The organism is Streptomyces sp. NPDC051921, from assembly GCF_040680975.1.
In the GTDB taxonomy this organism is placed as follows: domain Bacteria; phylum Actinomycetota; class Actinomycetes; order Streptomycetales; family Streptomycetaceae; genus Streptomyces.
The window spans coordinates 263,781-276,228 of the sequence record NZ_JBFAXU010000004.1; the positions used below are offsets into that span (position 1 = coordinate 263,781).

Sequence of the window (12,448 nt, forward strand, 5' to 3'; positions counted from 1 at the left end):
GCCCTCGCACGAAGGACGCTGACAGCTGCTCACTCCGGGCTCCCCGCTCACCACTGACTCCCCCTGCCGTCCCTCGGCCCCGACAGCGTCTCCGCCGCCGCCTGCTGGTAGCGCAGCACCGCCTGCTCGGCGGCCCGCAGGTCGCACGGGGCGCTCCACAGCATCCGGCGGGCCGTGTCGTACCGCTCGATCAGCAGCGGATCCTCCGCCGCACCGAGCCGGGCGACCTTCGCCTTGTACGCGTCGAGCCGGCCGCGCAGCTCGGCGCGCACCGCCAGCGGCGCGGTCACCGCGGTCAGCGACTCGCGGGCCCGCAGCAGCTCGTCCTCGGCCTCGCGCTCCAGGGAGTCCAGGAGCGGCGACAGGCGGTGCCACCGGGCGTGCCGGCGGTACTCGGCGGCGGTGGCGAGCCGCTCCTGCAGCGCCGTCGGCGGACCGCTGACGGCCGGCACCTCCGAGGCGGCGATCTTCGCGAGCACCTCGCCGCGGGCCGCCCGGGCCTCGGCGAGGGTGCGGTCCGCGCGGGACAGCACGTCCCGCAGCCTCAGCAGCCGGTCCTCCGAGTCCTGCCTGACCTGGAGCACCGCCTCGATCTCCCGCCGGATGTCCTCCAGGGCACGGGCCGCCGTGTCGTAGCGCCCGGTGTCGGGGCGGCCGCCGCCGGGGGCCGAACTGCCCGGCGCGGGCACCCAGAAGGCCAGCGGGTCGGAGACGACCTGACTGCGCAGCGCCGACAGCTCGGCCGTGATCTCCTCCAGCTCGTCGCCGGCCGGGTGCTCCCCGGGCCGCACTCCGACCGAGTGCGCGAGGGACCGCGTCCTGCCGAGCTCGGCGGCGAGCAGGTCTATCCGGGCGGGCAGCGCCGACCAGACGGCGTCGGCCGTCACCACCACGTCGAGCGAGGAGGCGTACAGCTCGTTCATGCGCCGGACGAGACCGTCCAGGGTGAAGCGCTCGGACAGGTGCTCCCCCTCCCGCGCCGCCCCCGCCACGTGCACGCTCTCGCCGCGCAGCCGGTCGGTCAGCTCGGTGAGCTCGTCCCGCCCGGGCCAGCGGCGCCGGGAGCGCACCTCATGGGCGTCGTGCAGGGCTGCCGTGTAGGCGTCGAAGTACGCCCACAGCAGGGTGATCGTCCGCTCGGTGGTCTGCCAGCGGTCCCGGGTCGTCCCGGTCAGCGCGGCGCCCTCGAGCAGCCTGCGGCCGGCGTGGTCCTGGAGCGCGAGGAGCGAGTCCTCGACCGCCTTGTGCTCCGCGCCGAGCCGCGCCAGCGCACGGTCCACCTCGTCCCGGTCCATTACCGGCCCGGGGGGTCCCGCGACGCCCATCGATCACCTCTCGTTCTACTTGTACTTGGGGGTCGGCGGCCCGGATATCCCGGGCAGGTCCGCCTGCAGCCACTTCGCGTACGCCGCCTGCCAGGGGCCCGACCGGTACTGCACGAGCACCTGGTTGACCCGCCGGACCAGGTCGTCGTTGCCCAGCTTGGCGGCCACTCCGTAGTACTCCGTGGTGAAGGGCCTTCCCTTGAGCTCGACCGCCGGGTCCTGGGCGGCCTGGCCGGCGGCCAGCGCGTTGTCCGTGAGCACCGCGTCGACCTCGCCCATCTGGAGCCGGGCCAGACAGTCCAGCTGGTTGGGCACGGTCAGCAGGTCCGGGTCGTCCTTGGTGCCGTCGCCCACGTCCTTGTAGACCGCGCCGAACGACTTCTCCTCCAGGGCCTCGTAGGCCGTGGAACCCTCCGCGGTGCAGACCCGCTTGCCGCTCAGGGAGCTGTCGTAGCCGGTCACGGTGGAGGACTTGGGGGCGAGGATCTGCTGGCCGACCTGGAAGTAGGCGGTGGAGAAGGCGACCTGCTGGATCCGCTTGCAGTTGATCGTCATCGTGCGCACCACGAGGTCGACCTTGCCGCTCTCCAGGGCGGCGATGCGCTGGTTGGTCGGGATGGTGCGGAAGATGACCGCGTTCTCGTCGCCGAGTATCCCCTTCGCGATGGCCTTCGCCAGGTCGATGTCGAAGCCCTGCAGCTCGCCTGGGGTCTCCTTCACCGAGCCGTCGGCGAGCCGGCTGACCGTGGGCGGTGTGCGGAAGCCCCACTTGTAGCTGGACTGGTCGACGCCCACGACGAGCCTGCCGCGCTCCTTGATCCTGGCGACCGACGGACCGTCGGCGGCCGAAGGCGTCAGCGAGGCCTCGGGGTTGCGGCAGTTCTCCGCGCTCTCCGCGCTGACGTGCACCCCCTGCCCCACGCCCGGCCCGGACGCGACCGGTCCGGCCGGGTCACCGGCGCCGGTCCGCGGCAGCGCGAACAGGGCGAGCGAGGCCGTCAGCCCGCAGGCCACCGCCATGGCCGCGACCCCGCCCCAGCCGCGCAGCCGTGTGAGGCCCCGGGGAGCCGGCCGGGAGGCGTACGCGGAACCGTGGGGCCGGGTGCCCCGGCCGTCCGCGCGCCCGACGCCGTCCGGCACCGCGCCCGTCCCGCTCGTCTGCTCGACGCCGTCCGGCATCCCGCCCCCTCTCACCGGTACTCCGACAGTCTGCGGTTGACGCCCGCCACGGCGCACACCGCGGCGAGCACGCCGAGAGCGGCCGCGCCGAACGGCAGGCCGGTCAGCGCGTCCCGGCCGCCCTCGGCGGCCCGGGTGAACTCGTCCTGCTCGTGCGCGAGGGCCCGGCCGAGGGCCGCGTCGACCTGGTCGAAGGACTGACCGGTCGACTCCGTGGTGCCGATGATGCGGTTCATCGCGCCGGTGAAGTCGCCCGCGTCGTCGAGGACCCGGGCCTGCTCGTGGCGCTTGCGCCACTCGCCGGTGCGGGCGGCGGCCTCGGTGAGCGGCCTGCTCCCGGCCTCGTCGTCGGCGAGCCGCCGCGCCGCGTCCAGCGCGGAGCTCAGCGCGGCGACGCTGCTGGTGTAGTCGGCCTCGTACTTGTCGCGCTTGCCGTCCTCGGTGAGCACGGCGCCGCGCGCGACCACGGCCAGGTTCTCGTTCGCGCGGGCCTTGAGGGAGCTGATCCGGGCCTCGTTGAGCACCTGCAGGGACTCCTGGCCGTGCGCCCGGGCGTCGTTCAGGCCGGCCCGGGCCAGGCCCTGTCCGGCGAGCAGCCACACCAGGGCGACCACGCAGGAGGCGCTCGCGGCGAGCAGCCCGCGGTTGAACACCCGGTTCGTCATCGCGTAGTTGCGACGCTGGGCCCAGGCCAGGAAGGCCAGGGCGAGCACCCCGAGGGCCAGCGACAGGAACGGCCAGGCGCGGGCCTCGTCGTCGTCCTGCCCGAGCCGCTCGGTCTCCAGCGCGTACAGCCGCTCGGCGGCGGGCAGCAGCTCGCGGCTCATCGTCTGGTTCGCGTACCGCAGATAGGCGCCGCCGAGCGGCAGCCCCTGCCGGTTGGCGGCCCGGGCGCGCTCTATCAGGCCCGTGTAGCGCGGCAGGTGCTCGTTGAGCGTGGCGATCTCGCGGGCCGCGTCGCCGTCGGCGTCCGTGCTGGCGGCGGCCCTGACGAGCAGCCGGGAGGCGGTCGTGACGTCGTCCGCGTACCGCTCGCGGATCTGCGCGGACTCCTGCGGGCCGGCAAGGAAGCCGCTCGCCGCGGTGGCGTCCGCGTCGGCGAGCGAGCGGTAGATGTCGGCGGCGTCGGCGCTCAGCGGCTGGCTGCGGCCCACCACGTCGTCCGCGTACGAGGCCCGGTCCGCGACCTCGAAGGACGTGACGGCCCCGAACGCGACGACCAGGAGGGCCAGGACGGCGCCGAGGACGCGCAGCCGGCCCGGCTCGGTCGTGGCGGCACGGCGCAGCACCTCGCGCCCCTGCGCCCAGGCGCCGGGTGCGGCGGGCGGCGGCACGGAGCCGGACACGGGTCCGGACGACCCCGGCCGGCCCGGCTGCGCCGGCACGCCGGAGCCCGGCCGCGCAGGCGCGGCGGTGGCGCCGGGCGCCGCCGAGGCGGCGGCAGCGTTCGGCGGGTATGTCACGTGACCTCCCCCTCGGTCTGAGACGTCGACCCGTCCTGCCGGTGGGCGGCGGACGACTACCCGGCCAGCAGTATGGCCGCAGCGCCCGTCCCGCACACCGGGATTGACCTGATCTTGTTCCTATCGTGCCCCATGCGTCCGCCGCTTCCGCAGGCGATCCCCCCTTCGCACGTCCTTCACTCTGAATACGTCGCGCGGCCGAAATCGGTTCCACCCCGAACGTCCTCGAACGAGTGAACACGCGTGCGGGGCGCCCCCGGAGGGACGCCCCGCCACCCACCCGGCCCGGCTCAGGACGCGTAGTGGTCCCGCAGCCGTGCCGCCGCCGCCCCGGACGCCCCCACCGCGTCCAGGGCGAGCAGTCCCGCGCCGAGCACCGGCGGGGCGGTCACCACGCCGAGCACCGCCTTCGGCGCCTTCACGGCGAGCCGTTCGGCGATCCGCGCGTCGAGCCGCGGGTGCCGCGCGGCCAGCACGCTGCCGCCCAGCATCACCGGCGCCGCCTCGTCGAGCAGCCCGAGCCGCCCGAGGGCGACCGAGGCCAGCGCCACGACCTCGTCGGCCAGCCGGTCCACCAGCGCCTGGGCCACCGCATCGCCCTCCGCGCTCGTCCGGAACAGCACCGGCGTCAGCTCGTGCCGGCGCTCGTGCGGGATGCGGCCCAGGTGCAGCGCCTCGATCAGCGCGTACATCGTCGGCAGCCCGAAGTGCCCGGGCAGCGTGCGGGCGAGGGCGGTCGGCTCGCCCCGGCCGTCCTCGGCGCGCGCGGCGAACCACAGCGCCTCGTCGGCCATGCCCCCGCCGCCGCCCCAGTCACCCGAGATCTTCCCGATCGCGGGGAACCGGGCGGTGCGCCCGTCCGGCAGCATGCCGACGCAGTTGATGCCCGCCCCGCACACCACGGCCACGCCCCGCGGCTCGTCGATCCCGGCGCGCAGGATGGCGAAGGTGTCGTTGTGCACCTGGACCGAGCGGCTCCAGCCGCGCGCCTCCAGGGCAGCCTTCAACGCCACCTCCTCCACCGGCAGATCGGCGTTGGCGAGGCAGGCCGCGACGTGGACGAAGGCGGGCGGAAGCCCTGCGGTACCGGTACCGGCACCTGCACCTGCACCCGCCCCTGCATGGGCACCGGCCTCGGCCCCGGGCCCGGCACCGGCCGCGGCCCACGCCCGCTCCACGATCTCCGCGACCGTGTCGAAGGCCGCGTCCACCCCCACCACCGGCGGCTGGAACCCGCCGCCGCGCGCCGCGCCGAGGACGGAGCCGTCCGGGGCCAGCACCGCGACGTCGGTCTTGCTGTTGCCGGCGTCGATGGCCAGCAGCGTCCCGTTCAGGCCCACGCCAGGTGCTCCCGGTTGTGCGCGATCAGCCGGTCGGTCAGCCCGTCGGCGTGGTCGAACTGCCCCACCAGCGGGTGTGCGATGAGCGCCTTGAACACCCGGTCGCGCCCACCGCGCAGAGCGGCCTCCAGGGCCAGGTCCTCGTAGGCGGTGACGTGCGCGACCAGGCCCGCGTACAGCGGGTCGAGCGGGGCCACCGGCAGCGGCACGGCGCCCTTCGGCCCCACCGCCGCCTGCACCTCGATCACGGCGTCGTCCGGCAGGAACGGCAGCGTGCCCTTGTTGAAGGTGTTCACCACCTGGTACGGCGAACCCCCGTTTCCCAGCAGCGAGGCGGCCAGGTCCACGGCCGCCTCCGAGTAGAAGGCGCCGCCGCGCCTGGCGAGCAGCTCGGGCTTCTCGTCGAGCGCCGGGTCCCCGTACATCTCCAGGAGCTGCCGCTCCATCGCCGCGACCTCCGCCGCCCGCGAGGGCTTGGTGCGCAGCTCCTCGACGACGGCGTCGTGCGCGTAGAAGTAGCGCAGGTAGTACGAGGGGACGACGCCGAGCCGGTCCACGACGGAGCGCGGAAGGCGCAGGTCGTCGGCGATCGCGTCGCCGTGCTCGGCGATCAGCCGGGGCAGCACGTCCTCGCCCTCGGGGCCCCCGAGCCGTACCCCGGTCTCCCAGGTCAGGTGGTTGAGGCCCACGTGGTCGAGGTGCACCTCGGCGGGGGTGACCCCCAGCAGCGCGGCGAACTTCCGCTGGAAGCCGATCGCCACGTTGCACAGGCCGACCGCCTTGTGTCCGGCCTGGAGCAGCGCCCGGGTCACGATGCCCACCGGGTTGGTGAAGTCGATGATCCAGGCGTTCGGGTTGGTGCGGCGGACCCGCTCGGCGATGTCCAGCACCACCGGGACCGTACGCAACGCCTTCGCGAGACCGCCGGCGCCGGTGGTCTCCTGGCCGACGCAGCCGCACTCCAGTGGCCAGGTCTCGTCCTGCTCGCGGGCGGCCTGCCCGCCGACCCGCAGCTGCAGCAGGACGGCGTCGGCGCCGTCGACGCCGGCGTCGAGGTCGGAGGTGGTGACGATCGTCCCGTCGTGGCCCTGCCTGGCGAAGATCCGCCGGGCGAGCCCGCCGACCAGGTCGAGCCGCTCGGCGGCGGGGTCGACGAGGACGAGTTCGGTGATGGGCAGGGTCTCGCGCAAGCGCGCGAATCCGTCGATCAGTTCGGGGGTGTAGGTGGAGCCGCCCCCCACGACAGCGAGCTTCATAGTCGGCTAGCCCTTCACTCCGGTCAGTGTGACGCCCTCGACGAATGCCTTCTGGGCGAAGAAGAAGACGAGGATCACGGGGGCCATGACCAGGACGGTCGCGGCCATGGTCAGATTCCAGTCGGTGTGGTGCGCGCCCTTGAAGGACTCCAGGCCGTAGCTCAGGGTCCACGCGCCCGGGTTCTCGGAGGCGTAGATCTGCGGTCCGAAGTAGTCGTTCCACGCGGCGAAGAACTGGAAGAGCGCGATCGCCGCGATGCCCGGCTTCGCCATCGGCAGGACGACCCGCACGAGGGTGCGCAGTTCGCCGCAGCCGTCGACCCTGGCCGCGTCCAGGTACTCGTTCGGGATGGTCAGCAGGAACTGGCGCATCAGGAAGATGGAGAACGCGTCGCCGAAGGCCATCGGGATGATCAGCGGCCAGAGCGTGCCGGACAGGTCCAGCTGCTTGGCCCAGAACAGGTACATCGGGATGACCACGACCTGCGGCGGCAGCATCATCATCGAGATGACCAGCATCAGCGCCAGCCGGCTGCCGCGGAAGCGGAACTTGGCGAGCGCGTACGCCACCGGGACCGAGGACACCACCGTCAGGACGGTGCCGAGGCCCGCGTACAGGAGGGTGTTGCGCCACCAGGTGAGGAAGCCGGGCGTCTCGAAGACGCGGACGTAGTTGTCCCACTCCCAGGTGTCCGGGGTGAGGTCGCGGGTGAGCGCCTGCTGGTCGCTCATCAGCGAGGTGAGCAGGACGAAGACGAAGGGCAGCACGAAGAACAGCGCGGCGGCGACGCCGAGCGAGTGCACCGCGATCCAGTGCAGGAGCGCCTTGCGGCGGGCGGCGCGGCCGGCCGGGGTGTCGCCGGACGTCCGCGCTCCCGGGGCTGTTCCGGTCGCGGCGGGCATGTCGATGAGTCGGCTCATGGGTTCACTCACCTGCCTGGACGAGGCCGCCGCGGCGGCGCATGAGCAGCGCCGTGAAGGCCATGGCCAGGGCGAAGAGGACGAGGGCGGTGGCGCAGGCGGCTCCGTAGTCGAAGCGCTGGAAGCCGAGGTTGTAGACGAGCTGCGGCAGCGTCAGGGTGGACTTGTCCGGGTAGCCGGGCTCGAACTGCTGGCCGGAGCCGCCGATGACGCCGGAGGCGACCTTCCCGGCGACCAGCGGCTGCGTGTAGTACTGCATGGCCTGGATGACCCCGGTGACCACGGCGAACATCACGATGGGCGAGATGTTCGGCAGCGTCACGTAGCGGAACCGCTGGACGGCGGACGCCCCGTCGAGCTCGGCGGCCTCGTACTGCTCCTTCGGCACGTCGAGCAGCGCCGCCATGAAGATGACCATGAGGTCGCCGACCCCCCACACGGCGAGCATGGTCAGCGCGGGCTTGGACCAGGCGGCGTCGTTGAACCAGGCGGGGGCCGGGACGCCGAGCCCTTCGAGGACCGAGTTCACCGGGCCGGTGCCGGGGTTGAGCAGGAAGACGAAGGCGAGGGTCGCCGCGACCGGCGGGGCCAGGTACGGCAGGTAGAACAGGGTGCGGAAGACTCCGGCGCCCGTCTTGATCCTCGTGATGAGCATGCCGACGCCGAGCCCGAAGACGACCCGGCAGGCCGTCATCACGACCACCAGCCACAGGGTGTTGCGCAGCGCCGGCCAGAACAGCGGGTAGTCCCGGAAGACGTACGTCCAGTTGGCCAGGCCGTTGAAGGACGGGGCGGCGAAGCCGTCGTAGTCCATGAAGGAGAAGTAGACGGTCGAGAGCAGCGGGTAGGCGAAGAAGACGCTGAAGCCGATCAGCCAGGGCGACAGGAACGCCGCCGTGCGAAGCGCCGCGCGGCGGCGCTTCGAGCGGAGGGTGTGCGTGCTCATCGGGCTACTTCGCCTTGGCGATGTCGGTGTCGATCTGCTGCGCGGTCTTCTCCAGGCCGCCCTTCAGGTCGGTCACCGCGCCCTTCTCGTACTGGAGGGCGAAGTCCTGGAGGGTGTTGAGGTAGGTCGCGCCGTTGACCGCGCCCGCCGGGGTGTTGGACTTCGGGTGCTGGGCGATGTCCAGGAAGGTCCTGAAGCGCGGGTCGAACTTCAGGTCGGGGGACTTGAGGGCGTCGAAGGTGGAGGGCACGTTGCGGATGCCGTTGGCGAAGGCGACGACGGCATCGGTGTCCGTGGTCATGAACTTGACCAGTTCCCAGGCGGCGTTCTGCTTCTTGCTCTGCGGGGCGATGCCCATGATCGTGCCGGACAGGAAGCCCTTGCCGTAGTCGCCGGCCCGGCTGTCCGGGACGGGCATCGGGGCGACGCCGATCTCGAACGGCACCTTGGCGTCGGTGGCCATGCCGAGCCGCCACTCGCCGTCGAGCTGCATGGCGACCTGGCCGGTGTGGAAGGGGTGCTTGGCGCCCCACTCGTCGCCGAAGGTGGTGCGGTACTTCTCCAGCTTGGCGTAGCCGCCGAGCTCGTCGACCATCTTCTTCTGCGTGGTCATCATCTCGGCGACACCGGGGTCGGTGGCGACGGTCGACCTGCCGCTGCCGTCGAAGTACGCCGGCCCCCAGCTGCCGAGGTAGTGCTCGGTGGTGGTCTCGTAGCCGTGGTAGTTCGGCATGAAGCCGAGCTGCTCGTAGCCGTCGCCCTTGGCCTTGGTGAGCCGCTTCGCGTAGGCGAGCAGCTCGGAGTAGGTCCGCGGCGGCTTCGCCGGGTCGAGGCCGGCCTTCGTGAACGCGGTCTTGTTGTAGTAGAGGCCGTAGGCGTCGGTGAGCAGCGGCATGGCGCACCGCTTGCCCTCGAACTGGGTGTAGTCGAGCAGCGTCTTCGGAATGACCTTCTCCAGGTCGAGCTTGGACTTCTCGACGAAGGGCTTCAGGTCGGCGAAGGCGCCCGAGGAGCAGAACTTGCCCACGTTGGACGTGGTGAAGGACGAGACGACGTCAGGGCCCTTCGAACCGCCGGTGCGCAGGGCCTGGTTGAGCTTGTCGTCGTTGATGTTGCCGACGACCTCGACCTTGATGTTCGGGTGCGCCGCCTCGAAGCGCTTGATGTTGTCGTTGATGGCCTGCACCTCGGAGGGGGCGGACCAGCCGTGCCAGAAGGTGATCGTGGTCTTCGCGTTCGGGTCGTCGGTCGCGCCGTTGTTCGCGGAGCCGGTGCACGCGGAGGCGAAGAGGGCTATGGAAGCGGTGACGGCGAGGGCGGCGACGAGCCTGCGGGGACGTGCGGGCATGGCGAGTACTCCCTGGAGGGGGTGGCGGTGGCGGGCGGTTCGGGCGGGCTAGCGGGAGGTGTCGAAGACCTCGTCGCGGGTGGTGGCGAGGGCGGATTCGAGCGCTCCGCGGAGCACGGGGTGCCGGTCGACGGCGGCGAGGACGAGCCGTGGCCGGGAGGCGGCGAGGTCGGCGAGCTGGGCCTGGACGCGGGCGCGCAGGGGTTCGCCGCCGGGGCCGAGCGCGGCGCCGGACAGGACGATCAGCTCGGGGTCGAGTACGGCGACGAGGGCGGCGAGGCCGGTGGCGAGGCGCTCGGCGTAGGAGTCGAGCAGACCGGCGTACCGCTCGTCGTCGGCGTGCCGTTCGGCGGCCTCGCGGAGGAGCCGGGCGGCCACCTCGACGTACGGCTGCTCGGGCGTGCGGATCCCGAGGGCCTTGGCGATCCGGGGTACGGACTGCACGCCGGCGAGCTCCTGGAAGCCGCCGGAGTTGGCCTTGGCGACCTGCCGGACGAGCGGGGTGCCGGGTACGGGCAGGAAGCCGACCTCGCCGGCGCCGCCGGTGAAGCCCCGGTGCAGGCGCCCGCCGAGGACGAGGGCGGCACCGAGTCCGGTCTCGTTCCACAGCAGCACGAAGTTCTCGTGGCCCCGGGCGGAGCCGAGGCGCTGTTCGGCGATGGCGACGAGGTTGACGTCGTTCTCGTACTCGAACGGCATGGGGAGGGCGACGGCCAGCTCGTCGAGCAGGGTGGGCGAGTGCCAGCCGGGCAGGTGGGAGGCGTACCGCAGGCGGCCGGTGGCCGGGTCGAAGGCGCCGGGGGTGCCGATGACGAGACGGTGTACGTCCCCGAGGGCGAGCCCGGCGTCCTTGACGGCCCCGTCGACGGCGTCGACGACCTGCCGCACCACGTCCTCGGCGCCGCGCCCGGGCGTGGCGACCCGGAACTCGCCGACGACCTCGCCGGTGATGTCGGCGACGGCGGCGTGGATGCGCTCGGGGCTGACGTCGAGCCCGGCGGCGTACGCGGCACGCGGGTTGACCGCGTAGAGCTGGGCGTTCGGCCCCGGCCGCCCCTCGGTGGTCCCGGTGGCGACCACGAGCCCGGCGGCTTCGAGGCGGGCGAGCAGCTGCGAGGCCGTCGGCTTGGAGAGCCCGGTCAGCTTCCCGATCCGCGTCCGCGACAGCGGCCCGTGCGCGAGCAGCAGATCGAGCGCGGCCCGGTCGTTCATGGCGCGCAGCACGCGCGGGGTGCCGGGCGTTCCCGGGGTCGTACCGGCCATGGGGCTCACTCCACCTGCCTGGGGCACTGTTAGGAAAGTTTCCTATTGGGTTGGGAGGAAGGTAAGGCGGAGGTCAGCGGAGCGTCAATACCCCGGGTGGGCTCGCTTCGCACCGACCGCACGGGGGCGTCGCACGAAAGAGGGGCGCCCCCGCCGTTCCGGCGGGGGCGCCCCTGCGTGCCTGCGGCTACTTCGTGATGTCCGTCCTCGGGAGCGGGGTCGCCGCCGCCGACTGCGGGGAGGATGGGGAGGAGAAGGCCGAGGGCGCGGACATGCCGGCGGTCGGGTCGGACTTCGCCGACTCCTCCGCCTGGGGCGGGATGCCGCCGACGATGCGGATGCCCGCCCGGTCCAGGGCGCGCTTGATGCGCCAGCGGAGTTCGCGTTCGACGCCCAGCCTCTTGCCCGGCATGGTCTTGGCGGAGACGCGGACCGTCATCGAGTCGAGGAGGACCTCGGTCAGGCCCAGGACCTCGACCGGACCCCACAGGCGCTCGTTCCAGGGCTCTTCCTTGGACATCGCCTCGGCCGCGTCGGTGATCACCTCGCGCACCCGGTCCAGGTCCTCCGTCGGGCGGACCGTCACGTCCACCGCGGCCGTCGCCCAGCCCTGACTGAGGTTGCCGATGCGCTTGATCTCGCCGTTGCGGACGTACCAGATCTCCCCGTCCACCCCGCGCAGCTTCGTCACGCGCAGCCCGACCTCGACGACCTCGCCGGACGCCACGCCCGCGTCGACCGAGTCGCCCACGCCGTACTGGTCCTCCAGGATCATGAAGACGCCGGAGAGGAAGTCCGTCACCAGGTTCCGCGCGCCGAAGCCGATCGCCACACCGGCCACACCCGCCGAGGCCAGCAGCGGCGCCAGGTCGATCTTGAAGGCACCGAGGACCATCAGGCCGGCGGTCCCCAGGATCAGGAACGAGGCCACCGAGCGCAGCACCGAGCCGATCGCCTCCGAGCGCTGCCGGCGCCGCTCGGCGTTGACCAGGAGGCCGCCCAGGGCCGTGCCCTCCACCGCCTGCGCCGACCGGTTCATCCGGTCTATCAGCTTGGTCAGCGCCTTGCGGACCAGCATCCGCAGGGTGAACGCCACGATCAGGATCAGCAGGATCTTCAGGCCCGTGTTCAGCCAGGTGGACCAGTTCTGCTCCACCCAGCCCGCGGCGTTCGTCGCCTTCTCGGCCGCCTCGTCCAGCGTCACCGGAACTTGCGTCGGGTCGTCGGCGGCGCGCAGGGCGGCGGACCAGGACACGGGGGGCACGGGGGACCTCCAGGCAGGCGTTCGCAATCCGTCCACACTAACGGGGGCGAGGGGGTGCCCCTGTTGACGTGTGCACACAGGTTCACTCGGAAAGACGGCCCACGGGCGGGGATGACTCCCGTGGAGCGGCGGATGTGGTCGAG

The 12,448-nt window shown here is 72.7% G+C and carries 10 protein-coding genes; all 10 read right to left on the reverse strand.

Annotated elements, in window-relative coordinates; genetic code table 11:
• Positions 1-47: 47 nt before the first annotated feature.
• Positions 48-1,325, reverse strand: a complete 1,278-nt coding sequence (locus tag AB0M16_RS07835; RefSeq protein WP_365339958.1) for a hypothetical protein — start codon at positions 1,323-1,325, stop codon at positions 48-50.
• A 15-nt stretch (positions 1,326-1,340) separates the two neighbouring features.
• Complete coding sequence (locus tag AB0M16_RS07840) at positions 1,341-2,504, reverse strand: glutamate ABC transporter substrate-binding protein (protein ID WP_365339960.1); 1,164 nt, start codon at positions 2,502-2,504, stop codon at positions 1,341-1,343.
• Positions 2,505-2,515: 11 nt separating this feature from the next.
• Positions 2,516-3,838 carry a hypothetical protein gene (locus AB0M16_RS07845; RefSeq protein WP_365340243.1) on the reverse strand — a complete coding sequence of 441 codons (1,323 nt, stop codon included), beginning with the start codon at positions 3,836-3,838 and terminating at the stop codon, positions 2,516-2,518.
• Positions 3,839-4,257: 419 nt separating this feature from the next.
• The gene (locus AB0M16_RS07850) at positions 4,258-5,307 is read right to left on the reverse strand and encodes a BadF/BadG/BcrA/BcrD ATPase family protein (RefSeq protein WP_365339962.1); all 1,050 of its coding nucleotides are present in this window, start codon (positions 5,305-5,307) and stop codon (positions 4,258-4,260) included.
• A complete protein-coding gene (locus AB0M16_RS07855) occupies positions 5,298-6,563 on the reverse strand; it encodes a 6-phospho-beta-glucosidase (protein ID WP_365339964.1) in 1,266 nt (421 codons plus the stop codon). Before AB0M16_RS07855 ends, AB0M16_RS07850 begins: the two co-directional genes overlap by 10 nt.
• 6 nt (positions 6,564-6,569) lie before the next feature.
• The gene (locus tag AB0M16_RS07860) at positions 6,570-7,466 is read right to left on the reverse strand and encodes a carbohydrate ABC transporter permease (RefSeq protein ID WP_365340245.1); all 897 of its coding nucleotides are present in this window, start codon (positions 7,464-7,466) and stop codon (positions 6,570-6,572) included.
• Positions 7,467-7,488: 22 nt separating this feature from the next.
• Positions 7,489-8,430: a sugar ABC transporter permease gene (locus tag AB0M16_RS07865; RefSeq protein ID WP_365339966.1), complete on the reverse strand. Its 942-nt coding sequence runs from the start codon at positions 8,428-8,430 to the stop codon at positions 7,489-7,491.
• 4 nt (positions 8,431-8,434) lie between these two features.
• Positions 8,435-9,778, reverse strand: coding sequence for an ABC transporter substrate-binding protein (locus AB0M16_RS07870; protein WP_365339968.1), 1,344 nt, complete (start codon positions 9,776-9,778; stop codon positions 8,435-8,437).
• A 48-nt stretch (positions 9,779-9,826) separates the two neighbouring features.
• Entirely contained in the window at positions 9,827-11,041 is a 1,215-nt protein-coding gene (locus AB0M16_RS07875) for an ROK family transcriptional regulator (RefSeq protein WP_365339970.1), read from the reverse strand.
• A 187-nt stretch (positions 11,042-11,228) separates the two neighbouring features.
• On the reverse strand, positions 11,229-12,296 hold the full coding sequence (locus tag AB0M16_RS07880; protein WP_365340247.1) for a mechanosensitive ion channel family protein: 1,068 nt from the start codon (positions 12,294-12,296) through the stop codon (positions 11,229-11,231).
• Between the last annotated feature and the right edge of the window lie 152 nt (positions 12,297-12,448).